The 25,033-nt window shown below is 61.5% G+C and carries 24 protein-coding genes; 19 read left to right on the forward strand and 5 right to left on the reverse strand.

All coding sequences use genetic code 11. From position 1 onward, the window contains the following. Window positions 1-16: 16 nt before the first annotated feature. A complete protein-coding gene (locus tag AADW22_RS17505; protein WP_407474809.1) occupies window positions 17-964 on the reverse strand; it encodes a Bug family tripartite tricarboxylate transporter substrate binding protein in 948 nt (315 codons plus the stop codon). 133 nt (window positions 965-1,097) lie between these two features. Between AADW22_RS17505 and AADW22_RS17510 the strand changes: the two genes are divergently transcribed. After that, window positions 1,098-1,982, forward strand: a complete 885-nt coding sequence (locus tag AADW22_RS17510) for a LysR family transcriptional regulator (protein WP_132998061.1) — start codon at window positions 1,098-1,100, stop codon at window positions 1,980-1,982. Here the strand turns inward: AADW22_RS17510 and AADW22_RS17515 are convergent. After that, window positions 1,979-3,391 carry an MATE family efflux transporter gene (locus AADW22_RS17515; RefSeq protein WP_407474810.1) on the reverse strand — a complete coding sequence of 471 codons (1,413 nt, stop codon included), beginning with the start codon at window positions 3,389-3,391 and terminating at the stop codon, window positions 1,979-1,981. The genes AADW22_RS17510 and AADW22_RS17515 overlap by 4 nt on opposite strands. Before the next feature lie 161 nt (window positions 3,392-3,552). Between AADW22_RS17515 and AADW22_RS17520 the strand changes: the two genes are divergently transcribed. The 7 genes from AADW22_RS17520 (at window position 3,553) to AADW22_RS17550 (ending at window position 8,953) form a co-directional block, all read left to right on the forward strand. Then, entirely contained in the window at window positions 3,553-4,011 is a 459-nt protein-coding gene (locus AADW22_RS17520) for a helix-turn-helix domain-containing protein (RefSeq protein ID WP_037941432.1), read from the forward strand. A gap of 91 nt (window positions 4,012-4,102) precedes the next feature. Then, entirely contained in the window at window positions 4,103-4,510 is a 408-nt protein-coding gene (locus AADW22_RS17525; RefSeq protein WP_288960172.1) for a hypothetical protein, read from the forward strand. A gap of 83 nt (window positions 4,511-4,593) precedes the next feature. Next, window positions 4,594-4,836, forward strand: a complete 243-nt coding sequence (locus AADW22_RS17530) for a hypothetical protein (protein ID WP_009824197.1) — start codon at window positions 4,594-4,596, stop codon at window positions 4,834-4,836. Further along, window positions 4,836-6,299 carry a TolC family protein gene (locus AADW22_RS17535; protein ID WP_407474811.1) on the forward strand — a complete coding sequence of 488 codons (1,464 nt, stop codon included), beginning with the start codon at window positions 4,836-4,838 and terminating at the stop codon, window positions 6,297-6,299. The genes AADW22_RS17530 and AADW22_RS17535 overlap by 1 nt, the downstream gene beginning before the upstream one ends. An 11-nt stretch (window positions 6,300-6,310) precedes the next feature. Further along, window positions 6,311-7,669, forward strand: a complete 1,359-nt coding sequence (locus AADW22_RS17540) for a multicopper oxidase family protein (protein WP_107277643.1) — start codon at window positions 6,311-6,313, stop codon at window positions 7,667-7,669. A 48-nt stretch (window positions 7,670-7,717) separates the two neighbouring features. After that, window positions 7,718-8,458: a copper-binding protein gene (locus tag AADW22_RS17545; protein WP_260006033.1), complete on the forward strand. Its 741-nt coding sequence runs from the start codon at window positions 7,718-7,720 to the stop codon at window positions 8,456-8,458. A 54-nt stretch (window positions 8,459-8,512) separates the two neighbouring features. After that, complete coding sequence (locus tag AADW22_RS17550; protein WP_037966964.1) at window positions 8,513-8,953, forward strand: cytochrome c; 441 nt, start codon at window positions 8,513-8,515, stop codon at window positions 8,951-8,953. Window positions 8,954-9,004: 51 nt separating this feature from the next. Here AADW22_RS17550 and AADW22_RS17555 read toward each other — a convergent pair whose 3' ends face one another. Continuing rightward, window positions 9,005-11,032, reverse strand: coding sequence for a TonB-dependent receptor domain-containing protein (locus tag AADW22_RS17555; RefSeq protein WP_407474812.1), 2,028 nt, complete (start codon window positions 11,030-11,032; stop codon window positions 9,005-9,007). A 216-nt stretch (window positions 11,033-11,248) separates the two neighbouring features. Here AADW22_RS17555 and AADW22_RS17560 point away from each other — a divergent pair, with 216 nt between their 5' ends. From AADW22_RS17560 to AADW22_RS17610, 11 genes are all read left to right on the forward strand, one after another. After that, a complete protein-coding gene (locus tag AADW22_RS17560; protein WP_407474813.1) occupies window positions 11,249-12,304 on the forward strand; it encodes a hemin-degrading factor in 1,056 nt (351 codons plus the stop codon). Further along, on the forward strand, window positions 12,301-13,161 hold the full coding sequence (locus AADW22_RS17565; protein ID WP_407474814.1) for a hemin ABC transporter substrate-binding protein: 861 nt from the start codon (window positions 12,301-12,303) through the stop codon (window positions 13,159-13,161). Before AADW22_RS17560 ends, AADW22_RS17565 begins: the two co-directional genes overlap by 4 nt. Next, window positions 13,121-14,230, forward strand: a complete 1,110-nt coding sequence (locus tag AADW22_RS17570; RefSeq protein WP_407474815.1) for a FecCD family ABC transporter permease — start codon at window positions 13,121-13,123, stop codon at window positions 14,228-14,230. The genes AADW22_RS17565 and AADW22_RS17570 overlap by 41 nt, the downstream gene beginning before the upstream one ends. Then, on the forward strand, window positions 14,230-15,018 hold the full coding sequence (locus AADW22_RS17575) for a heme ABC transporter ATP-binding protein (RefSeq protein WP_407474816.1): 789 nt from the start codon (window positions 14,230-14,232) through the stop codon (window positions 15,016-15,018). The genes AADW22_RS17570 and AADW22_RS17575 overlap by 1 nt, the downstream gene beginning before the upstream one ends. 147 nt (window positions 15,019-15,165) lie before the next feature. Further along, window positions 15,166-16,266 carry an HWE histidine kinase domain-containing protein gene (locus AADW22_RS17580; protein ID WP_407474817.1) on the forward strand — a complete coding sequence of 367 codons (1,101 nt, stop codon included), beginning with the start codon at window positions 15,166-15,168 and terminating at the stop codon, window positions 16,264-16,266. Then, window positions 16,263-16,637, forward strand: a complete 375-nt coding sequence (locus tag AADW22_RS17585) for a response regulator (protein WP_005848648.1) — start codon at window positions 16,263-16,265, stop codon at window positions 16,635-16,637. The genes AADW22_RS17580 and AADW22_RS17585 overlap by 4 nt, the downstream gene beginning before the upstream one ends. Window positions 16,638-16,748: 111 nt before the next feature. Continuing rightward, window positions 16,749-17,984, forward strand: a complete 1,236-nt coding sequence (locus tag AADW22_RS17590) for a putative DNA modification/repair radical SAM protein (protein ID WP_407474818.1) — start codon at window positions 16,749-16,751, stop codon at window positions 17,982-17,984. Continuing rightward, entirely contained in the window at window positions 17,984-19,405 is a 1,422-nt protein-coding gene (locus AADW22_RS17595) for a UdgX family uracil-DNA binding protein (RefSeq protein ID WP_407474819.1), read from the forward strand. The genes AADW22_RS17590 and AADW22_RS17595 overlap by 1 nt, the downstream gene beginning before the upstream one ends. 78 nt (window positions 19,406-19,483) lie before the next feature. After that, window positions 19,484-19,900, forward strand: a complete 417-nt coding sequence (locus AADW22_RS17600) for a CopG family transcriptional regulator (protein ID WP_009824184.1) — start codon at window positions 19,484-19,486, stop codon at window positions 19,898-19,900. A gap of 30 nt (window positions 19,901-19,930) precedes the next feature. Further along, the gene (locus AADW22_RS17605; RefSeq protein ID WP_407474820.1) at window positions 19,931-21,004 is read left to right on the forward strand and encodes an alpha/beta hydrolase family esterase; all 1,074 of its coding nucleotides are present in this window, start codon (window positions 19,931-19,933) and stop codon (window positions 21,002-21,004) included. Between the two features lies 1 nt (window position 21,005). After that, window positions 21,006-22,100, forward strand: a complete 1,095-nt coding sequence (locus tag AADW22_RS17610; RefSeq protein ID WP_407474821.1) for a C45 family autoproteolytic acyltransferase/hydolase — start codon at window positions 21,006-21,008, stop codon at window positions 22,098-22,100. Window positions 22,101-22,201: 101 nt separating this feature from the next. On the opposite strand, the gene AADW22_RS17615 is transcribed toward AADW22_RS17610, so the two are convergent. Together AADW22_RS17615 and AADW22_RS17620 are read right to left on the reverse strand one after the other, a co-directional pair. Next, on the reverse strand, window positions 22,202-22,843 hold the full coding sequence (locus AADW22_RS17615) for a response regulator transcription factor (RefSeq protein ID WP_005848636.1): 642 nt from the start codon (window positions 22,841-22,843) through the stop codon (window positions 22,202-22,204). Then, complete coding sequence (locus AADW22_RS17620; RefSeq protein WP_407474822.1) at window positions 22,840-25,008, reverse strand: sensor histidine kinase; 2,169 nt, start codon at window positions 25,006-25,008, stop codon at window positions 22,840-22,842. The genes AADW22_RS17615 and AADW22_RS17620 overlap by 4 nt, the downstream gene beginning before the upstream one ends. Between the last annotated feature and the right edge of the window lie 25 nt (window positions 25,009-25,033).

The raw sequence follows: 25,033 nt of genomic DNA on the forward strand, positions 1-25,033 counted from the left end.
ATGGGGTCGTGCCCGTTCATGGGGCCAGAACCGACGACAGCGATTTCACTGTCTCGTCCAGTTTGCTCAGATAGGCGCGGTAGTCTTCCTGACCGCGGAACCCGACATCGGCACCCGCGTTGTTGGTCTGCTCGATATAGGTGGGGTCTTGGGCCATCTCTTGCAGCGCGGCTTCAAGCGTCTCGCGGACCTCTTGCGGGGCCCCTTTGGGCATCACGATGCCGCGGGTCACGTTCAGCTCAAGATCCTGACCCAGCTCTTTGAAGGTCGGCACATCGGGGGCGGCGTCCACCCGGTCAGTCGCGCCGACGGCAAGGAAGGTCAGATCGCCGTTGTCGACGAATTGTTTGGAGGAGCTGATGTCGCCAATCGCCACATCAAGGTTGCCGCCGACCAGCGCGCGCACGCGTTCGCCCGTGCCCTCATAGCCGACGTATTTGAATTCAAGCCCGAAGGCCTGTTCGATCATCGCGGCGTGCAGATGCGGGACGCCGGCCAATGTGACGCCCATGGAGATCTCGCCGGGATGTGCCTTGGCGTAGGTCACGAATTCTTCGAAATTGCTGTAGTTGTCGGATTTGCCCGCCACCAGATACTGGGGCGAGGCTGTCATCAGCGCGATCGGGTCAAAGTCATCCCATGCCAGATCGGTGATGCCGGTTTCGGTGGCGACCAGCAGACCTTCGTGAACCTGGCTGATGGTATAGCCATCCGCGGCGCGGCGCGACGCCTCGCGCAGGCCCACAGTGCCGCCGACGCCGGGCATGTTGATCACGGGCATTTCAGCGCCAAGGAACGGCTGCACGTTGTTGGCCACAAGACGCATCAGCGTGTCAGAGCCGCCACCGGGCGACCAGGGCACGATGAACTCTACCGCGCGCTCGGGGTAGGTGTTGGCTGTGGCGGGGGCTGCAATCAGGCTGGCAGCGGTGAAAAGGGCGGCAAGGCCCGAACGAAACGTCATAGGAGGACTCCCTGTGAGAGAAGCAGCGGTTTATCCGCCACGGGTTTGGTGTCAGTTTCGTGAATAACACAAGAATAACCATAGCAAAGCGCGTAATTCTTGCCATTACATTTAGCATATCTTATCTTGAGGTATGGATACACGTCAGCTTGAGACTTTATTGGCCATCAGCCAGCACGGCGGCTTTGCTGCGGCGGCGCAGGCCGTGAACCTGACCGCCTCTGCCGTCAGCCAGCAGATCGCGGCGCTAGAGGCAGAGATCGGCACGCAGTTGTTCGACCGCACCCGCCGCCCGCCCGCCTTGACCACCAAGGGCGCAGAGATGGTCCGCTCGGCCCAGTCGATCCTGCAGATCGTGTCGGACACAAAAGCCTCCGTCGCGGGGGAGCAGATGCGCGGCACCGTGGCGCTCGGGTCGTTGCGGACCGGGGCAAATTCACTGATGCCGCAGGCGCTTGCGACGCTGCGCGCCAGCTTTCCGTACCTGAACTTTCGGCTGCGTGTCGGTGTGTCAGAGGAGCTGATGAGCGAGGTCGTCTCGGGCCAGCTGGATGCCGCGGTTGTGGCGGATCACGTGGCGGTGCCCAGCAGTCTGCGCTGGACCCCTGTGCTGACCGAACCGCTGATCGTTCTCACCCCGCCCGGCACCGGAACGATCACGCTGGATGATCTGATCCGCGACGTGCCCTATATCCGCTATCGCACGCAGGTGCCGCTGGCGCGCCAGATCGATACCGAAATCGCCCGCCTTGGCGCCGCGCCGCGCCAGATCGTATCGGTGAATACGATGCCTGCCGTGGTGGGCTGTGTGCGCGCGGGCCTGGGCTTTGCCATTATCCCGCAGATCGCGCTGCACGACGCCGAGACCGCCTCGCTTGACTGGTTCCCTTTCGGGGCGCCGCCGATCCATCGCCGTCTGGGGCTGGTGCAGCGGGTCACCTCGCGCCGCGCCGAGGTGCTGGCGGCTTTGGTCACCGCGCTGATCCAGCAGGGGCTCTCGGCAGAGGTCTATGACTAGGCCCGCGCGCGCCAGCCCTTACGCCAGATCGCAAGGCCGATCACCGTGCCATAGACCACCATCGCGCCGCCGATGGCGATGAAGATGCCGCGCAGGCCCAGGCCGCCGGTTTGCATCAGGATCAACGCGCCGATCAGCGCCACCGCCATCCGGCTGAGGCTGCTGACCACCGGCCAGACCATATGCCCCGCCCCCTGCGACGCGAAATACAGCGCGAGACCGAGGGCGAAGAAGGCGTAGAACGGTGCCACGAGGCGGAAATAGCTGCGCCCTGCGTCCAGCGCGCCGGTGTTGGACGGGTCAAGGAACATGCCAAGCCAAAGGTCGGGAAACACGGCGAGCAGCAGCCCGATACCGCCGACGATCACCGCTGCCGCGCAAGATCCGGTCCAGGCCACGCGCAGGGCGCGGTCCACCTGACCGGCGCCCATATTCGCCCCGACCATCGCCGTCATCGCGGCACCAATGCCAAAGATCACGGGGATCATCAGAAATTCGAGCCGTGCGCCAAGCCCGTAACCGGCCAGCGCCTCTTCGCCGAACCGGCCCACGAGCCCTGTCATCATGATGATGGTGATCGTGGTCAGCAGGGTATTCACCGCCGCCAGCGCCCCGACGCTGAGGATGTCGCGGAACATGCTGATATCGATCCGGCCCAAGGCACCGCCAAAGCTAAGCCCCGTGCGCCCCGACAGGATATGCGCCATCGCCAGCACAGCCCCGATCGCAAAGGCGAGCACGACGCCGATGGGCAGTCCCGCCATGCCAAGCGCGGGCAGGGGGCCCCACCCCAGGGCGAAGCCGCCCGACAAGGGGATCGAGATGACAGACACCAGCAGCAAGAGCACGGCAGGGGTCTGCATGTCGCCCGTTCCACGAATAATACTGAGCGAGGCATTGCACAGCCAGATCGCCATACAGCCGGGAAAGAAGACCAGCGCATAGGTCGCGGCGGCAGAGACGGCATCGGCACCGCCCCCCAGCAGGGTGAAAAACGCCACGCCAAACAGCCCGACCAGAACGGCCATGATCACGGCAAAGGCACCCGCGATCATCCACGCGACTACTGCCAATGTGGCCGCCCGCGCGCTGTCTTGCGCGCCAAGTGCGCGCGCCACCGCGGCGGAGATCGCCCCACCGATGGCCCCCGCCGACAGCATTTGCGTCAGCATGACAAGCGGGAACACCAGCGCCAGACCGGCCAGCGCTGTCACCCCAAGGAGGCTGGCGAAATACGCTTCGGATATGCTTTGCACGGTTTGCACGAACATCGCCAAGACGTTGGGTGCGGCAAGCTTGGCCAGCGTTGGCGCGATTGGTGCCTCTAGCAGGGCACGGGTCCGGGTGGCGCGAGCCTGCGTCGCTGCGGCGGAAAGGGCAGGGGCGGCGTTCGGGGTGACGCGGGCCATCAGCCGGCCTTGCCGAGCTGCGATGTGGCGACCTGATGTGGCATGGTTTACCCCCCGTTCGAATGCTTGGAGTGGCGAGTTTTCGCCTCTCGGTTCCTTTTTGGAATGCACTACGGGTAAGTTCTCTTTCAGAACCTGTCAATGCCTGCTAGGATCAAGGCATGAAATGGAACGAGCTACAGAATGAATCCTGCCCCGTGGCGCGGGGGCTGTCCGTGGTGGGCGACCGCTGGACCATGCTGGTCTTACGCGATTGCTTTCTGGGCATTCGCCGGTTCGAGCAGATGCAGGACCGGCTGGGGATCACGCGACATGTGCTGGCGGACCGGTTGCGCAAGCTGGAGGGGGCCGGTGTGCTGCGCCGCGAGGCCTATCAGGAGCGCCCCTTGCGCCACGAATACCGGCTGACCGAACGGGGCAAGGCGCTGTATCCGATGCTGGTGTCGCTGATCGACTGGGCCAACGCCCATGTCCCGATTGAAGGCAGCCCGTCGGTCACGCTGGTCTCGCGCAGTGCGGGCACGCCAATCGCGCCCATGCTGGTGGACCGTGTCACCGGAGAGGAGATTACCCACCGCAGTGTCAGCGCTATCTCGAACGCCGGTGCCAAAAAAGCATAGCGGCTTTCCGCCGCCCACCGGGTAAAAAACTTCGAAACCTTCCAGCGCAGGACCGATTGACAGGAAGGGGCAGGTGCATCAACTGTCTCTCATGGCTTTTGAGCGCACCATATCTTTCTGGCTGAACGCAGTGGCATGTCTTGCCTTTGCTGCGGCGCTGGTGCTGTTTCCGCCGTCCGCGTCCCACGCGGCGTCGGGGATGCATGACGGGCATTATGCCTCGGTCATGGATGATGTGGCCGATATAACCGCGCAAGACGCCCTGCATGATCATAGCACTATGGATCGTGCCGCTGTCGACAATCACAGTGACAAAGCCCCTTCAAGCGCGCCTGACGATAGTGCAGGTAATTGCTGCAACGGGATGTGCCTGTCCATCGTGTTGATGGACCACGCGCATCCGCAAGACGATGCCGTCACTGCGGGCACCTACAAGATCGGCCATGCGCAGGCGCGTTCGCTTGAGGCGCAAGGCTTTCTGCGTCCTCCACAATCCTGATCTGATTTAGACCCGCTTTGGGGTCTTTGCGTCGCGCCAGCGTTCCTGCGCGCGATCCCTAGAAGATCAATCAGGTACATCACATGAAAATCCATTTCGTTTTGGGGGCTTGCACCCTGACCCTTGGCGCCTGCACGCAGGATGTCAGACCCTTGCCCTATACGCCGACACCGCTGCCTGCCGTGGCCACGCAAGAAGCCACGCTCAGCACGACCGTCGTCTCTCCCATCAGCCACCCGAACCCTCTGGCCGGCTATACGTATCGTGGGCCCACCGGTCCGCGTGACTGGCGCACCGTGAACCAAGAACAATCGGAGGGGAACTGATGTACGTCCGTAAACTGCCGCTGATCATCGGCTTTCCCCTTGTGCTCGGGGCCTGCGCCACGGCGATCCCGAGCGCTTATACCGACCCCAAAGCCGGCTTTGCCAATGTCGCCAGCCAGATCACGCCCGCGCTTGGTAAACGCACCGTCTTTGCCGAGACCCAAGCCGAAAACGAAGCGGTGAAACGCGAAGTGCGCGCGATGGTGCAGGGCAAGACAATCTCGGCCGATACGGCGGTTCAGGTTGCCTTGCTCAACAACAAGGGGCTTCAGGCGTCCTATGCGAATGTCGGATTGTCCGCCGCCGAAGCATGGCAGGAATCGACGCCGGAAAACCCGATCGTGTCTATTGGCGTGCTGGGGATCGGGGCACCCGAACTGGGGGCCTACCGTGCGATCGAAGGGTTGATCCGCGCCAATCTTCTGGATGCCACCACGCGTAAACAACGCCGCGCAATCGCTGACGCGAGCTTTCGTCAAGCGCAGCTGACGGCGGTGAACGATACGCTGACATTGGCCAACCAGACCCGTCAGGCATGGGTCAATGCCGTCTCCGCCTTTGAGGTGGTGGGGTATTTGAAACGCGCCAAGGCGACCTCGGACGCCGGATCGGAGCTGGCCCGCAAGCTGGGGGAAACCGGCGCGCTCAATAAAGCCGCCCAAGCCCGCGAGCAGGCGTTCAACGCGGAGCTGGCCGGACAGCTTGCCAAGGCACGGCTGGACGCGACCACCGCGAAGGAAGAGCTGACGCGCCTCATGGGGCTTTGGGGGGCTGACGTGAATTATTACGTGCCTGATGCCTTGCCGGGGCTGCCGCGGTCCGTGGGCGGCGTTGCCAACGTCGAAGCCAAGGCGCTGCGCAACCGTGTCGACCTGCGCGTCGCAAAGCTGGGTCTTGAAGCGCAGGCAAAAGCCTTTGGCCTGACGGATCAGACCCGCATCGTCAGCGACCTCGAGATCGTCGCAGGGGCCGAGCTTGAGCGTGAAGCCGAGGGGGACGATATCGAGAAAGAGATCACGCCTCAGGTAGAGCTGGAGTTCGCGATCCCGATCTATGACAGCGGCAAGGCGCGGATGCGCAAGGCAGAGCTGTCGTATCTGCAGGCGGCGAATGTACTGGCGGAACGGGCGGTCAATGTACGTTCAGAAGCGCGGGGGGCCGAACGGGCCTACCATGCCTCTTACAAGATCGCGCGCCACTACCGCGATGTTCTTGTTCCGCTACGCAAGACCGTCGAGAACGAAGCCCTGCTGTCTTACAACGGCATGATCACCAACACCTTCGAACTGCTGACTGATGTGCGTGAAAAGCTCGGTGCCGAGCTGGAAGCCGCGGATGCGAAGCGGGCGTTCTTTATGGCGCAGGCGGATCTGACCGCGGCCATCTACGGCGGCGGTGCAGGCAGCGGCGGAGGGGGCTCCGAAGGCGCCACGTTGGCCGCTGGTGGCGGCGCAGGACACTGAAAGGAAACGATATGATGAACAGACGTCAACTACTCGGTGCCGGTGCGGCGGGGGCGACACTTGTGTCCTCTCAGGCGTGGGGCAAAACTCTGAACATGGGGCTGCCGGAAGCGGCGCATATGGACAGCGCTGCGACTGCGGTTACGGCGCGCCCCTCGACGGGGGTGGATTACACGCCCGTGGTCACGCTGAACGGCTGGACGCTGCCCTACCGCATGAATAACGGCGTCAAGGAATTCCACCTTGTCGCGGAACCCGTAGAACGCGAACTGGCCGATGGCATGATCGCGCATCTGTGGGGGTATAACGGCCAGTCCACCGGCCCCACGATCGAAGCGGTCGAAGGCGACCGTGTGCGGATTTATGTCACCAACAAACTGCCAGAAAACACATCCGTCCACTGGCACGGGCTGATCCTGCCCTCGGGCATGGATGGCGTGGTCGGGCTGAGCCATCCGGGGATCAAACCGGGCAAGACCTTTGTCTACGAGTTCGACCTGACCAAATCCGGCACCTTCATGTACCACCCCCATGCGGATGAGATGGTCCAGATGGCGATGGGGATGATGGGCATGTTTGTCGTCCACCCCAAAGACCCGACGTTCATGCCGGTGGACCGTGACTTCCTGATCATGCTCAACGCGTTCGACATTGACCCCGGTACCTATGTGCCGCGCGTCATGACGATGAACGACTTTAACCTATGGACATGGAACAGCCGGATTTTCCCCGATATTGACCCGCTGGTCGTGAACAAGGGCGACAGGGTACGGGTGCGCGTCGGAAACCTGACGATGACAAACCACCCGATCCACATGCACGGCTATGATTTCAAGGTCACCTGCACCGACGGCGGCTGGGTGCCGGAAAGCGCGCAATGGCCCGAGGTCAGCATCGACATTCCTGTCGGCGCGATGCGCGCCTATGAGTTCACGGCGGACCATCTGGGCGATTGGGCGATCCACTGCCACAAGTCGCACCACACGATGAATGCCATGGGCCACGACGTGCCGACCTTTATCGGTGTCGATAAATCCCAGCTTACCCCCAAGATGCGCAGCTTCAAGCCGGGCTACATGCCGATGGGCACGGCGGGCATGGGGGACATGGGCAAGATGTCGATGGAACTGCCCGAGAACACGATCCCCATGATGAACGGCTGGGGCAAACACGGGCCGATCGAAATGGGCGGCATGTTCTCTGTTGTAAAGGTACGCGACGGCATTGCGCCGGACGATTATTCCGACCCCGGATGGTACGACAACCCCCCCGGCGAGGAAGCCTATGAGTGGACCGGAGAACTACCGGAATTCGCCACGAACAACAGCCCCAAAACGATCCTGACCCCGAAACCAACGCAAAAGGGATAACCCCTTTTGCATCCACATAAAACATTGAAAACAATACAGGAAAACACGATGAAAAACCTTCTGATGACCACCGCCTTCGCCATTGCTTTGACCGGCCCTGCCTTTGCGGCGGGTTCCCACTCTGGCGGGCATGATGACGACCACGCCGACAAACATGCCGAAATGATGGCAGTGGGCAAACCCGGTACGGCGGCTGACGTCACCCGGACCATCGCGGTCACCATGCGCGAGACCGAAGACGGGGATATGATCTTTGAACCCGACAACTTTGCGTTCGAGCAGGGGGAAACCATCCGCTTTGAGGTCACCAACAAGGGCGAGCTTGAGCATGAGTTCGTGATCGATAACGCCGAAGGCAACGCCAAGCACAAGGAAATGATGGCGAAGATGGATATGGAACATGACGACCCCAATTCGGTCCGTCTTGAGGGCGGCCAGTCGGGCGAGGTCATCTGGACCTTTGCCAATGCTGGCTCGTTTGAATTCGCCTGCCTGATCCCCGGTCACTATGAATCCGGCATGTACGGCCCCATCGAAGTCAGCGCCAAAGCCGAGGCAGAAACCGAAGCGGCAGAGGTCGTCTATACCAAGGGCACCGTCAAGAAAGTTGACACCAAAGGCGGGAAGGTCACCATCGATCACGGACCATTGGTCAACCTTGATATGCCCGCGATGACCATGGTGTTTCGCGCCGATGAAACCATGATCGGCAAGCTCTCTGCAGGTCAGAGCATCGAATTCGTCGCAGAGCCCGTCAAAGGCAAGCTGACCGTCGTCGAGTTGAAGTAATCCACACGCGGGCTCCGGTCATGCATCGGTGCCCGCCCCATTAGAGGCGAAGACATGAAAACATCGCGTGTATTGCTGTGGGTTGTCCCCTTTGCGCTGCTGACGGCAGCGGCGGGCGGGTGGTATTTCTCGCATCATGATCAACCCGAGACCAGCCCGACCGAGCTTGCGGAGGGTGCCTTGGCTCCCGTGAAGGTGCCGGACAGTTTCACCGATCAGGAGCAGCTGGGAAAGCGCGCCTATGATGCGGTTTGCGCGGCCTGCCACGGGGCCAATGGTCAGGGGCAGGACGGCGTCGCACCGCCCTTGGTGCATGTGATCTACGAGCCCAGCCACCACGGCGACCGGGCGTTCCTGCTGGCCGCGCAAAACGGGGTGCGGGGACATCACTGGCCGTTCGGAAACATGCCCCCCGTCGAAGGGATCACGCAGGCCGATGTGATGGACATTGTGGCCTATATCCGTCGCCTTCAGCGCGAGAACGGGATCGACTAAGCCAAAGGGCAAGGCCCCGAGGTACGTCACACCCCGGGGGCCCGTGCCGTTTCAGAACATCCGCGAGATCGAGAATTTCACGTTCCGACCCGGTGCCGTGCGGGTCGACAGATGCGGCGTATAGGTTTTGTCGAAAGCGTTCTCTAGCCCGACGCGGAACTGCGTATCCTTGAGGATACCGTTTTGCGGGACATAGGTGGCGCGCAGATTATGGACGCCAAATCCTGCCGAGGTCTCGCCGTCGTCTGTTACGGATGTGTTGCCCACGACCTCCCAGCTCAGGTCAAGCTCTTTGCCGAATTTCTTGCCCACGGTGACCCGCAGACTGTCCGCAGGCAGCAATCGCCAGTCCCCGGAAGAGCCGCCCGGTTCATACTCCGTTCCGCGCACCACATTGGCATTCACGTCAAAGTAAAGACCCGTGTCCAACGCGTAAGAGGCTTCAAGCTCCAGCCCTGAGGTTTCGACCCGGTCCAGCGCCGGTGCAGGCGGGCGTACCCCCGAGACCGAATAGCTGCTGACATCGGTCAAGGTGGTCTCGTAGTAGACACCCTTGATCGCGAATTGGTCCCCGCTGCGGAACAGATCATGACGGTCAAACGAGGCGCCGATCTCGTATGTCTCTGCCTTCTCGGAAGAGGTGATCGCGGCATCGGTGCCCAGATGGTCGATCATTGGCAGCCCTTCGGTATAGGCGGCACTGGTGAACAGGGCCAAACCATTCCCGAAGGCGTAGCGCACCGACAGCCCGCCCATCAGCGCGTTGTTATCATAGGTGCCATCATTCGGTGCTGCTGATCCGGTGATCTTCGACGTCTCGTAGCGCAGCGCCGGTGTCACGGTCCATGCATCAGTGATGCGCATATCGTCCACCGCATAGACAGCGACGCGGCGGTCCTTGCCGCCGGGGGCGTTGCTGGCATCAAGGCGTTCTTTGTGGATCAGTTCAAGCCCGGTCCGCAGATCATGGGAGACAGCGCCTGTGGTGAACAGGCTTTGGTTTTTGAACGCCAGTTTCGTTGTTTGATACCGATGATCCGCATTCGCCAAGGCAAGAACACCGGCCCCTTGTGGGGTGCCTTCAAGGGGGGAGCTGCCCGAGACATAGCTTTGGTCGATCTGTTGGTCGGCGTAGGACAGCACGACATCAAGGTTCACCAGATCATTGTCAGCCGGGTTGAAGTTGTACTTGAGCACCGCGGTCGTGGACTCCGTATCGCGGTCAACGGTGCCAAAGGAATCCGCCGTGGTGGTAAAACTGTCAAATGGCACGTCGCGGTCGCTTGCTGTGGTGCGCGACAGGCTGAAGGTCAGCGATTGATCGCGGTTCTGGCCAAAGCTGTATTTCGCCTTGATCAGACCCGACGGCAGGGTGAAGGCGCTGTTCCCGATGGTCGCCCCGTCACCATCCACCTGATCGTTCTGGTCGCGCCACGTGTAGTTCAGCAGAAACTCCATATCTTCGGTCGGTTGCCACGCCAGCACGCTGGAAGACGTGATGCCGTCGCCATTCGTGCTGAACTCCAGCGTTTGACCCAGAACATAGCCAAGCTCACCATTCGTCAGGTCCGACGCGTCTTTCGTCTCAAGCCGGACGACGCCGCCCACGATCCCGGACCCGTATTCAAAGCTGCCGACGGACCCGCGGATCACATCGACCGACTTGTAAAGGAACGGGTCGGTGAACAGCTGGGTGCCAATCCGGTAAAGCCGCTCTGCCCCGGTGGTGGCCCCGTCGATCTGCACGGCGACTTTGGAATCCGCACCGTAGATATCGTTCGCGCCGAAGCCGCGGATGTTGATGCCGGACCCTTGCGGGGTGGACCCGTTCACAAGGCTCACGCCGGGAACTGAATCGATCAGCTCTGCCACGGTGCCTGCCTGACGGTCGTCGATCTCCTCTTGGTCGACTGTGGTGATGGATACTGCCGTATCGGTCTGCACCTCGCGTTTGCTTTCGCCCAGAACGAGCGTGCCTAGAAAGCCCTCCTGCGCAGCGAGGGGGAGCGGGGTAAGGGAAAGAAGTATCAGGCTTGTCGTACCCCTCAATAGGGCACGGGTTCCAGCGGCTTTGGTCATCGAAGACATCCTTGCAAGCAATAGGTTTGACGGAATGCTTGCGAGGGGCTGGCGGTGAAAAAAGGGGCGTAGACGGGTTGCGCTCTTGCGGGTTCTAAAAAGACCGACTAAAAGTGTCAACATTAAAGGGCGGGTTCTTATCTGCGCCTTTGCCAGCGGATGCCCGACGCGCGTCGCCAGCCCCCTCTCTTTTAATATATATGGCGAAGGTGCTGCATGACCCATTCCGTTCCCCCGACCCCCGAGGATATTCGCGCCTTCCGCGCCGACCACGCAAAGCTGCGCGAACGTGATGTGGCCGACAAGCTCAAGATCAGCGAGGCGCAGTTGCTGGCGGCTTATACCGGCGATGGCGTGCGGCGTATCAATGCGCACCCCGACGAGATCATGCGCGCCGCCCAGACCCTGGGCGAGGTTATGGCGCTGACCCGCAACCCGTCCTGCGTGCACGAAAAGGTCGGCACCTATGATAACTATCACGCCGGTCCCCATGCATCGATGATCCTCACCGATGACATCGACCTGCGGCTCTTTCCCAGCCGGTGGCATCATGCCTTTGCCGTAGAGAAGGAGACGGACATCGGTACGCGCCGCAGCTTGCAGGTGTTCGATGCGGCGGGCGATGCTGTACATAAGATCTTTCTGCGCGACGGGTCCGATGCGGCGGCCTTTGATCGCGCCAAAGCGGGGCTGACGCTGGAAGACCAATCCCCCACCCTTGAGGTGGTGCCGCGCGACCCTGACGAGGTGCCGAAATCTGATCTGTCGAAGCTGGACATCCTGCAAAAGGAATGGGCGCGGCTGACCGACACGCATCAGTTCTTGCGCCTGACCTCCAAGCTCAAGATGAACCGCTTAGGGGCCTACCGCATCGCGGGCGAACCCTTTGCACGCGCTTTGCAGCCTTCTGCTGTCGATGCCATGCTGCATCAGGTGGTCGCGCAAGAGCTTGAGATCATGGTCTTTACCGGCAATCGCGGGTGTATCCAGATCCATTCGGGCCCGATCACCACGCTGAAATCCATGGGCCCGTGGCAAAACGTGCTGGACCCCCGCTTTAACCTGCATCTGCGGCTGGATCACATCGCCGAGGTCTGGGCCGTCGACAAGCCCACGCAACGCGGCCCCGCTGTTTCGGTCGAGGCCTTCAACAAGGACGGGGGGCTTATCCTTCAGGTCTTTGGCGTCGGCAAGGAAGGGCGCGATTGTCGTCCCGCATGGGGCAAGCTTGTCGCGGGGCTGGAGAGCCTGAACGTCGAGGTGCCCGCATGATCCGCGCTGTCACGACCGCTATCAGCGTCGCGGCGCTTGGCCTGATTACAGCACTGCCCGCCACGGCACAGGAGCCCACAGGGGGCGTCGTCTCCATCGGCGGCGCGGTGACAGAGATCGTCTTTGCCCTCGGCGCGCAGGACCAGCTGGTTGCGCGGGATACGACCTCTAGCTATCCGCCTGAAGCCGCTGCCTTGCCGGACGTGGGCTATATGCGCGCGCTCTCGCCCGAAGGGGTGCTGGCCACAGGCCCCAAGCTGATCATCGCCGAGGAAGGTGCCGGACCGCCCGAAACAATCGAGGTGCTAGCGCAGGCGGATATCCCCTTTGTCACCGTCCCTGACGACTATACCGCCGAAGGGGTCAGCGCCAAGATAGGCGCCGTCGGGCAGGCGCTTGGGAAAGGGCCGCAGGCCGAAGCGCTGGCTGCTGAAGTGCATCAAAAGCTGGCAGCCGTGTCCCGCGCGACGCAAGACCGGCCCGAGGCAGAGCGCAAGCGCGTGATGTTCATCCTCAGCACCCAAGGCGGGCGGATCATGGCGTCGGGCACAGATACCGCGGCCGCGTCGATGATAGATCTGGCTGGCGCGGTGAATGCGGTCACGGGGTTTGCGGGCTACAAACCCATCACGGACGAAGCCGTGCTGGCCGCAGCGCCCGATGTGCTGGTGATGATGGCGCGTGAAGGCGATCACAACAGCACCGAGGCAGAGCTTTTCGCGATGCCTGCCATATCCGTCACCCCTGCAGCGGCCAGCCGGTCGGTGGTGCGGATGGACGGGCTTTATCTGCTGGGGTTCGGGCCGCGCACGGCAGATGCGGTCACCGATCTGCACGCCGCGCTTTACGCCGATTGATCCGATGACCGCGCTTGCAGATTTCGCCCCGCCCCGCGACCGCCGTCGTGCCGCGCGCAAGGCGCATGTGTGGCTGGCGATCATTCTGGCGGTCGCCGCCATCGGCAGCCTTGCGATCGGGGCGTCGGGCACATCGCTGTGGCATGCCCTGGCCAAGATCGTGACCGGTGCGCCGCTGACGCAGCTTGAACGGGTAGTGCTTTGGGATATCCGTTTGCCGCGGCTGATCATGGGCATCTGTGTCGGGGCCGCGCTGGCTGTGTCAGGCGCGGTGATGCAGGGGCTGTTTCGCAACCCGCTCGCGGATCCGGGCCTGCTTGGGGTAAGTGCCGGTGCCGGATTGGGCGCGATCGTGGCAATCGTTCTGGGCGGGCTGTTGCCGGTGGCTGTGCTCACCGTGGCGGGCTTTTGGCTGATCCCGCTGGCTGCCTTTCTGGGCGGATGGGCGGCAACCTTGCTGCTATATCGCGTGTCGACGCGGCGCGGGCGCACCTCTGTCGCGACGATGCTGCTGGCGGGGATTGCCTTGGGCGCGCTGACAGGGGCCTTGGGCGGGCTGTTGATCTATTTCGCCGATGACACGCAGTTGCGCGATCTGACGTTCTGGGGGCTCGGCTCGCTTGCCGGTGCCACATGGACCAAGGTCGCCATTGCGGGGCCGCTGATCCTTCTGGCGACGGGTGTGGCTATGCGCTTGGGCGGCGGGCTGAACGCGCTCGCTTTCGGGGAGGCAACCGCCGCGCATATGGGGGTGCCGGTGCAGCGGGTAAAGCATACCGCCATCCTCACCGTCGCCGCCGCCACCGGTGCCGCGGTCGCTATGTCCGGCGGGATCGGTTTCGTCGGGATCGTCGTGCCCCATCTGTTGCGTCTTGCCACGGGACCGGATCACGAACCCTTGCTCGTGAACTCTGCGTTGCTGGGGGCCACGCTGTTGCTGACCGCCGACATCATCAGCCGCGTGATTATTGCGCCCGCGGAACTGCCCATCGGGTTGATCACCGCCATTCTGGGCGCACCGGTGTTTTTCTGGATCCTGCTGCGGCGCCGCGGGCTGGTGGACCTGTGATGCTATGCGTCTGCGATATTGCTGCCCGTATCGGCAAGAAAGAGATACTGCACGGGGTCGATTTCACCGCCAATGCCGGCGCGCTTACAGCGATTGTCGGGCCCAACGGCTCGGGCAAATCAACGTTGCTCAAGGCGATCACGGCCGAGGTCGATTTCTCCGGCCGCATTCTGCTGAACGGCGAAAACGTTGCTGATCTGCACCCGCGGGAACTTGCCGCCATGCGCGCGGTGCTGCCGCAGTCAGCCACCCTTGCGTTCCCTTTTACCGTGGCCGAGGTCGTGCGCATGGGGCTACGACACGGCATATCTGGACACCGCGACGATATCCCCGCCCGCGCCCTGCATGCCGTCGGGCTAGAGGGCTACGCAGACAAGCTTTACCAAGAGCTTTCGGGCGGAGAGCAGCAACGCACGCAGCTGGCCCGCGTGCTCTGTCAGGTTTGGCATCCGGTGCACAACGGCTTGCCCTGTTGGTTGCTGCTGGACGAACCTGTTGCCAGTCTGGATATCGGCCATCAGCTTATGGTGATGCGGCTTCTCAAAGATTTCGCCAATCGCGGCGGCGGCGTGGTCGCGGTCATGCATGATCTGAACCTGTCGGCCATGTTTGCCGATCACATGGCGATGTTCAAAGACGGCCAGATCCTGAAACACGGCACGCCCGCCGACGTGATGCAAAACGCCATCCTGTCCCAAGCCTATGGTTGCACCCTGACCGTCAATACGCCCGCCGCAGCTGGTCAAAGCTATATCCTGCCACACGTCGCGCAGGAGCGTATGGGGTAGGGCTGGGCACCACGCCAGCGCGCTGACACATATATCGGTTGACGTATGAGATTCGACAGACTGACGCAAATGTGACACTACACCTAGACACCAGCGTCTGACGATCTATGTCAACCGACACACCACACCAATCACCCAGGACAAACCATGCCGACACAGCCCACCGATAAGATGGCGACAGAGCTTTTGCATGTGCAAGAGGAGCTGGCGGCAAAGAATGTTGACGCGGATGCGCCGAAGAAACAGGCGCAGCGGGCGTCGCATCGGTTGAACTTCCTCGAAGCGATGATGGAGACGGTGCCCGTCGGGGTCGTCATGGCCGATGCCGAAGGCAAGATTATCTACGGCAACAGCCACGTCGAAAAGATGGTGCGCCATCCTGTGTTGCATTCGGACGACGTGGGCGCCTATGGCGAATGGGTCTCGTACCACGCTGATGGGTCCCGTGTTCAAAGCCACGAGTACCCTTTGGCGCGGGTTATCCAGAACCGCGAGGACCATGTCGAGATCGACGTGGATTATCAACGCGGCGACGGCACCCGTTTTTGGATGCGGATCATTGGCGAGCCGGTGCTCGACGGCGAGGGGGAGCGGATCGGCGCGACCGTCGCCCTGATTGATATCGACGAAGAGCGCCGCTTGCGCGAGGCGCAGAACATCCTGATTGCCGAGTTGAACCACCGTGTGAAGAACGCATTTAGCGTGGTGAAATCCATCGTCAGCCAGTCGCTGCGCAAGATGAGCATTCAACGCGGTATCCGCGAAACGATTGACCAACGGCTTAACGCCTATGCGACGGCCCACTCCAAACTGGTGGGCACCACATGGGACCGTGCTGCGATTGGTGCCGTGGCTGCCGATGTGCTCGACCCTATTGGCGGCGGTCGGATCACGTTGAAAGGGCCGGAGGTAGAGGTGCCATCGCGCCAGGCGCTGTCCTTGTCGATGGCATTTTATGAACTGGCGACAAACGCGATGAAATACGGTGCCCTGTCGGTTCCTGACGGTGTTGTGAATTTATCTTGGGAACAAGGAAGTGCCGCCGAGGGTTCTCCCCTTGAACTCCACTGGGTGGAAAAAGGCGGCCCTGCCGCCGAGAAACCCAGCGAGACAGGTTTTGGTAGCTTCATCACAGGGCGTGCCCTCGAGGCGGAAACAGGCGGGAAAATCGATACGGTTTTCGGGCCAGATGGATATGAATGGCATTTGAAGATGCCGCAACAGACGGAAGAGCAGGCAGTAGAATGACAAACCAACCTCAGAATATTTTCATCGTCGAAGATGAGGTCGTGGTCGCATTCGAGATGTCCGACCTGCTGGAAGACATCGGCTTTAACGTGGTCGGCCCCAGTATCCATCTGGAAGACGCCAAGGAAAAAGCGCGTGACGGGGATATTGATATCGCCTTTCTTGACGTGAACCTTGGGCGCAACAAGACATCGAAACCCGTCGCGGATATTCTGCGCGAACGGGGTATCCCTTTTGTGTTCATCACCGCATATGACGCCGACCAGATCAGCTTTCTCGGGCCGGACGACCGTGTTGTGAAAAAGCCCGTGAGCAGCCAGAAGCTGATCGAGACGCTGCGCCGCGTCTATCCAAGCCTAGAGACCGAGTAAGGCCTCCCTAAAGCACCCGCAGGCAAAAACCCGCGCGCCGCGACACTGCGGCGCAGGGCGGGGCTGCTTTGACGCCGTGACATCGGTCATATGTGAACATATAGTGAACATATGGCTAAGCAATCTGTAGAGCAAAAACTGGCAATCCTGAGCGACGCGGCGAAATATGACGCGTCTTGCGCCTCTTCGGGGTCGACGAAACGCGACTCGCGCGATGGCAAGGGCGTGGGGTCGAACGAGGGGTCGGGCATCTGTCATGCCTATGCGCCGGACGGGCGCTGTATTTCGCTTCTGAAAATCCTGATGACGAATTTCTGCATCTATGATTGCAGCTATTGCATCAACCGTGCCTCGTCCAATGTGACGCGGGCGCGGTTCAGTGTCGATGAAGTGGTGAAGCTGACCATCGAATTCTACCGCCGCAATTATATCGAAGGGCTGTTCCTGTCCTCGGGCGTGATCAAGTCGCCGGATGCGACCATGTCGGACATGGTACAGATCGCGCGCAAGCTGCGCCACGAAGAGAATTTTCGCGGCTATATCCATTTGAAGACCATCCCCGACGCCGCGCCAGAGTTGATCGCGGAAGCAGGGCTGCTGGCAGACCGGCTGTCGATCAACGTCGAGCTGCCCACCGATGCCGCCGTTCAGCAATATGCGCCCGAAAAGAAGCCCGATCAGATCCGCAAAGCGATGGCCGATTTCCGGCTGCGTAAAGAGGTGTCGAAAGACAAATCCCACACCGGCAAGCGCCCACCACGCTTTGCGCCTGCGGGGCAGTCGACGCAGATGATCATCGGGGCGGACGGATCGAATGATGCGGCCATTCTGGGCCAGTCGACGCGGCTCTATTCCAGCTACAAGCTCAAGCGCGTGTATTATTCAGCCTTCTCGCCGATCCCTGACAGCTCGGCCAAGCTGCCGCTGATCCGGCCCCCGTTGCAACGCGAACACAGGCTCTATCAGGCGGACTGGCTGCTGCGGTTCTATGACTTCCAACTGGACGAGATTACATCCGTCACCGCGGACGGGAACCTTGATCTTGAGGTCGACCCGAAACTCGCATGGGCGCTGGTGCACCGCGCGGTGTTCCCGCTGGATGTGAACCGCGCCAGCCGCGAGTTGCTGCTGCGGGTGCCGGGGTTCGGGGTCAAGACGGTCAATCGCATCCTGTCCACGCGCCGCCACCGTACCCTGCGCTACGAGGATCTGATCCGCATGGGCGCATCTATGAAAAAGGCCCGCAGCTTTGTCACTGTGGGGGGCTGGTCCCCCGGCGGGTTGACCGACAGCATCGACCTGCGCGCGCGGTTTGCGCCGCCGCCCGAACAGTTGACCCTGTTCTGATGCACCGCGCGGTCATGCCCAAGATCGGCACGGCGCAGGCGTGGCGTGATGCCGCGCGGCAGTTTCTGGCCGCCGGCATCCCGCCCGAGGCGATCCTGTGGGGCGATACCAGCACGGTGCCCGATCTTTTTGGCGACACCGCCCCCGTGCAGACGGGCGGGCAAGTGACCGTGCCGCGGAGCTTCATCAGCATGGCGAGCAGTGTCGTCTGGCACAGTGACCCCGAACGGTTTGCGCGGCTTTATGCATTTCTTTGGCGGTTGAAAGACGCGCCGCAGTTGATGACGGATCGCGGTGATGCTGATCTGTCGCGTCTGCGCCAGATGGAAAAGAACGTGCATCGCTGCCAGCACAAGATGAAAGCCTTCGTCCGTTTCCGCGAGATTGGCGCGCCCGATGCCCCCCGCCGGTCCTTTGCCGCGTGGTTCGAGCCGACGTATCACACGGTAGAACCCACTGCCGATTTCTTTCTGCGTCGGTTCAGCGATATGGATTGGCGCATTCTCACGCCGGATGTCTGCGCGATTTTCGAGGGGGGGAAACTGACTTTCCACGAGGGGCGGGAAAAGCCCGCGCTGCCCGAAGACGCGAGCGAACAGCTGTGGATCACCTATTTCCAGAACATCTTTAACCCCGCGCGGCTGATGGTCAAAGCCATGCAGTCCGAGATGCCCAAGAAATACTGGAAGAACATGCCCGAGGCGGCGCATATCCCCCAAATGATCGCCGACGCCCCCGCCCGTGCCCACGCGATGGCCGAGGCAGCACCGTCCTTTCCGCCGCAGCGATTGGCGCAGGTACAAGCGCAGCTCGCCGCGCATCAATCCGCATGGGAGGGCCCGAAAGACGCGCTGGCCAAGGATATTGCCGCCTGCACCCGCTGCCCCTTGCATTGCAATGCGACACAGGCCGTACCGGGCGAGGGCCCCATGGATGCCGATCTGATGATCGTGGGCGAACAGCCGGGCGATCAGGAGGATTTAAGCGGGCGGCCCTTTGTCGGGCCTGCGGGGCAGCTCTTTGATCAGATCGCAGGGCGGGCGGGGTTGGCGCGGGACAAGGCGTTTGTGACCAATGCAGTGAAACACTTCAAATTCACCCCGCGCGGTAAACGCCGTCTGCATCAACGGCCCAATGCGTCAGAGATTCAACATTGCCGCTGGTGGCTGGATGCCGAGATCGCACAGGTCAAACCCAAGCTGATTTTGGGCATGGGGGCGACGGCCGCCGAAGGGCTGACCGGACGGCGCGATGCCATCACCGCCCGCCGTGGCACGGTCGAACAAACGCCCTCGGGCATGCCGGTTCTGCTGACGCTACACCCCTCGTATCTTTTGCGCCTCCCCGATCCTCAGGCCAAAGCCGACGCAACTGCCCAATTTCAAGACGATTTGACCGCCGCCGTACGAATGTTGGCCTGAAAAGGCGAAATCTCTTATGGGGCAGTTGCAATATGGCTATTGGATGCCATATACCATCCACATGGATGGAGAATCGAGATGAGCAACGTCAGGCAGCTACGGGAAAAGCAACCCGAGAACGAAAAGATCACGATCAACCTCGGCTTTGTCGATCTAGGGCGGATCGACCTGCTGGTGCAGGAGGGGTTTTATTCCAACCGCAGCGATTTCATCCGCACGGCGATCCGCAAGCAGTTGGATCACCAGTCGGAGACGGTGACACGGTCTATCGACCGTCACACAATGGAAATGGGTCTGCGCGATTACTCCGTCGCGGACCTCGAGGCGGTGCAGGCAGCAAATGAAGTGCTGCACATCAAGGTGGTGGGTCTGGCCCGCATCGCGCGGGATGTGACGCCAGAGCTGGCCCTTGCGACCATCGGCTCCATCAACGTGCTGGGGGCGCTTCAAGCCAGCACCGAAGTCAAGAAAGCACTCGGCGACCGGATCAGTTAGCTCCGGCATCATCCTTAAAAGGAATGCGACATGACAGATGAATTTAACGCGGCCCTGCGCCGTGCCGGAAAACTTGTGCGCGCTGGTAACCCCAAAGCGGCGACCGAAGCCATCCAGAACGCGCTTGGCGCCGGAGGGCTGGGGAGCATGGCGAAAGCTGGCAAAAGCCCCTTTGGAAAATCCAAGATCGGCCGCGGCCTGCGCGAGACGCTTTCGGGGCTGGCGCAATCAACCCTGAACGGCGGTGACAGCATCGAGCCGGACCTGCCCGAGGGTGCTACATTCGGCAGCGGCAGCTTTTCCTGCAGCGCAGGCAGCCGTGACTATCGGCTTTATGTTCCCAACCTCAACGGCTCTGCGCCGACAGGTTTGGTGATGATGCTGCACGGGTGCAAACAATCCCCTGTGGATTTTGCCAACGGCACGGGCATGAACCAACTGGCAGAGGCGCATGGGTTGATCGTGGTCTATCCGGCGCAATCCCGCATGGCGAATATGCAGAACTGCTGGAAATGGTTTGACCCCGCCGATCAGATGCGCGGCGCTGGTGAACCGGCGATCCTTGCGGGGCTGATGCAACAACTTCAGCGCGACCATGCCATTCCCAAAGGGCGCAGCTTTGTTGCGGGGCTGTCGGCCGGCGCGGCGATGGCTGTGGTGCTGGGACAAACCTATCGGGATGTCTTTGACGCGGTGGGTGCCCATTCCGGTTTGCCCTACCGTGCGGCCCATGACGTGCCATCGGCTTTTGCGGCCATGGGGCAGGGGGCAGCAGGCTCTGACACAGGGGATTTCATCCCGACGATCATTTTTCAGGGCGATGCGGATACCACTGTAAGTGCCGCGAATGCGGATGCGATCGCCAAGCAGGCCCCAAACGGACCCGAGGTTCTGGACGATGGCGATGCGGGCGGGCGCCGTTTTTCCCGCCGCAGCGTGATGGCACCGAAAGGCCATGTCGTGATGGAACAATGGACCGTCTCGGGCCTCGGTCACGCGTGGTCGGGCGGCAACAGCGCGGGGTCGTACACGGACCCCACAGGACCAGATGCGAGCGGCGAAATGCTGCGGTTCTTCCTCGATTTGCCCAGGAAAGGCGCATGATATGACACACTCTCTTACTTTTGACGCCATCAGCGAAGCCACGCCGGGCCCGAAATGGGCCGCCCGATGGGCCCGTTCATGGCCCGCCTACGAGGCATGGTTCACTGCACGCGACGGCGATAACGGCCCTGACCGCGCAGCCTGCGAGGCGGCCCTAAAGCAACATATGCCCGAGTTAGTGCCTATTCACGCCAAGCTCACAGCGCTCGCGGGCGGGTCGGACCGTGCAGCACGCTTCCTATCCACGTGGTGCCCGCCAAGCTATCTGGGCGGATGCTCTCTTGCCGTGGCCACGTCGGACGACGACATCCGGCTGGTGCGCAACTACGATCTGTCGCCTGACTTGAACGAAGGTCTGCTGCTTCACAGCGCCTGGACCGGGCGGCGGGTGATGGGTATGGTCGAATTCCTTTGGGGCCTGTCCGATGGCATCAACGATGCGGGGCTCAGCATCGCGCTGGCTTATGGCGGACGGCAGGAAACAGGGCGCGGGTTCGGTATCACCACAATCCTGCGCTACGTTCTGGAAACCTGCAAAACCGTGCCCCAAGCGCTGCGCGTGCTGCAACGCGTGCCGTCGCATATGCCGTATAATGTGGTGGTCGCCGATGCCTCGGGTGCGGGTGCGAGCGTCGAGATGTACGCCGGTGGCGGTGCAAAGGTGCAGCCGCGGCTGGTCGCCACAAACCACCAGACCGACGGCAGCACGCCTGACAGAGGCAGTTTTACCCGCACGTTTGAACGGTCAAAACACCTTGTGAGTGTCTTATCCGAAGGGGTTACGCCGTCAGCGCTGGCAGGTCAGTTCACCCAAGCGCCGCTCAAGCAAGACCGCTATGCCGAGGGGTTTGGCACGCTTTTCACCGCCGAATACGAACCCAAACGGCGGACGATGACGCTGCATTGGGACGATGAGATCTGGCCCCAATCCATCGACGCGTTCGAGGAAGGCACGCGGCAGGTCACCTATGGCAGCGCCCCATCATCGGTGGCAGCAGAGGGTGACATCGATTGGGCGCAAATCGGTCTGGACTACGCAGCGGGCCGCGGGGTTGATTGGCGTAGGTTTGTTCCCGCCGGGGTTGATGTGGCGTAGGGCGTCGAAGCGAAAGGCCTTGCTATGTTACGCGGAACAGACCCTACAACACGCCAACGGCAGCCGCTCCGTCGTTGAAATCGAATTGCCCGACAAAGGCGCTATTCCGGTTTCAGTCCAAGCCCCAAGCGGTTCGCGTGCCAGGCGGCTTCCGCCCGTGAGGAGATGCCGAGCTTGCGATAGACGATCTTGATATATCCAGCGACCGTCGTTTCCGCGATGTTCAATGCGGAGGCGACCTCGGCGTTGCGCAGACCTTTGGAGATGAGCGTGAGCACTTCGGTCTCCCTCTCCGTCAGGCGCCCGTCCAGGCTGGCGACTGGCCCGGTGAGGCGGAAGTGTTCCATGATGCGGCGGGCGACAGAGGGTGATATCGCCGGTAACCCCATAGAAAGCTGTGTGAGCTGGCGAGAGAGCACTGCCGCCTCTGTCTCTTTCAGCAGATACCCGTCCGCCCCGGCGGAGAGTGAGGAAACAATGCTCGCGTCGTCGCCCATTACCGTGGTTACGACCTTGATTGCAGAGGGGCTGGCCTTGTTCAGGCCGCGCAGGATTTCGAGACCCGACCCATCAGGCAGGCCCAGATCAATCAGGGCGAGATCTATCTGGCCATCCAGTTTTGACAGCGCCGTCCGTACCGAGTTGGCCGTGCATATTGTGGCCGCCGGATATGCTGATCGTACGATCTCGACCAGCCAACGCAGGGTTTCGACGATATCTTCGACAATCAGGATACGCTTCATTCTGCTGCGGCCTCTTTCTGAGTGCTGAAAAGAGGTAGAAACGCGGTCAAGGTGGTGCCCTTGGCACCGGTGCTGTAGCTGAAGGCACCTTGCAACTGGGTGAAGCGGTTTCTCAGGTTTCTGAAACCATTGCCAAGCGAGACGACGCTGCTGTCAAAGCCCGAGCCGTTATCGCTTAGCGTGAGCTGCAATCCATCGCTTTCCAGGTCGATCTGGGCCTTCGCCTCTGTCGCGCCAGAGTGGCGTAGGATATTGCTGGTCCCCTCTCGCAGGAAGGCGCGTAGCGCATGCGCCAACCGATGGGATATACGGCCTTTGGTGATCTCGTCGGCCTGCCACGTGACGGTGATATGGGCGGCCTCGAAATGGGTGATGATTTCGGCACGCAGATCGGCGAGCAGATCGCGGAGTTCCCAATCAGTCTGATCCGGGTTTGAAATCAACTCTCGTAGATCGGCGAGGGTCTGGCGGATAAGAAGATCTTTGCGTTCCCGAGGGCCGGTGTGCAGGGCGCTGAGCAGCAGCACCCCTATATTGTCATGCATGTCGCGATTGATGCGCAGCCGCTCTGCGCTGACGGCCTGAAGATAGGTCTCGTGCTGGGAGAGGCTGGCATCAAGCAACGACAGGATCGCATCGGCCCGCGCCAGATCGCGCGACGAGAAAAGGCGCGATCCCTGCCCGGCCAGCTCAAGCGACAGTGCAGGCAGATTGCCTATAGACGCGAGCGTCAGGATACGGCCATCGTCTTGCAGTGCGGTGATCGTGGTAGACGCCGGTTGATCCTTGATGCGCAGCGGATTGAAAATATCGGACCAGAATTTACGCAGCAGCCTCTGCTTGTCTTCGGGGTCTCTCGCATGGGCGATCTGGGTCACTCTGCGATACAGCTCTTCCGCCGGGATCTCGCGGTTGCGCTTGAGCAGCACCCAGACTTTGTCGCGCAAGGGCAGGTAAACCATGCAGATCGCCGCGAGTGCGATGCCAAAGGCAGGGGCACGCCCCAGCGAAAGCCCGTAGATGAGCGCGGCATCAAGCCCCAGAAGCAAAGCCACCCCAAGGCCATAGAACAAGATGCCGTAGGACCAATTCGCCAGATCGAACAGCCGGTAGCGCGTCACCGCCAAGGCAATACCGGCGTAGATGATCAGGAAAAACAAAAACGCAGTGCTTTGTTCGATCACCGGGGCCAACCCAATAAGCGTCGGCAGGATTGACGTTAGCACAAAGCCACCCGCACCGACCGCAACCGACACGCCAAGCCAGCCCAGCATCGCCCTCGCGGCCGGGTCGCGGCGATTGGCGGCGACTTGGGCGGCAATGACCAGCAATAGGGCCACCATGATGATCGCGATCATATCCGGGGCATTGTTCAGCTTGTCCGGCCAGCCGGGGCCAAGCACCAAGAGGATACAGGTGCCGATCAGAAGTGTCGGTAGCCAGAGCACGGGTTTCGGAACAATGCGCCGCGGGTAGGAGAGGAACAATGTCACCATACCAATCCCGAACAGCAGCGATCCACCGGGATTTACCCGGCAGGCCACCGAATAGGCCGTCAGACTAAGCGCAAGCTCGCGCGAGCTGTAGATCGCGGCGCTCGACGATGCCAAAGCCAACCCGATCCCGGAAAGCAGAAACCACCATCCGGCCTGTTCATGAGGCCGTAGGCAGACGACCCAAGTCCCGATAAACATGCCCACGAACGCGACAAAAATTTGCGTCCAGAATTTCATCGGCAGATCCGAAACCGGACGGCTTTCCTGGACCCTTACCGATACGCTTTCAGGGCCGTCGGCTTGGTCGAAGGTCAGGGTGACTGCGCCGCTGCGCAACGCGTCATGCAAGCGATCCTGACGGTCAAAGAAGCGACGCAGGGTCTCTTGATCACTGATCCCGTCGGGCTCTTCTATCAGATCTAGGGGTGTCACCGGGATTGTGGGCTGGTTATCCGCTGAAAGGCCAAGAAGCGGCTTGCCGATTATATCGCGATCCATGGCGCTGCCCTGCGCGATGTCAGTGACGACAACGCTTTGCCCCACCACGCCAAGCCTGATCCCGAGCCACGGCTGGGCCGTCGCCACCCATGTCAGGGCAGCGGCGGCGGCCAGATAGAGCACGACGCAAAGCGCGAAAACGGCTCCGGGGGCGACATGTGGACGTGTCATCTTATGGACCACACAGCGGAATTTA

The organism is Sulfitobacter sp. PM12 (assembly GCF_045586035.1).
Taxonomy (GTDB): Bacteria; Pseudomonadota; Alphaproteobacteria; order Rhodobacterales; family Rhodobacteraceae; genus Sulfitobacter; species Sulfitobacter pontiacus.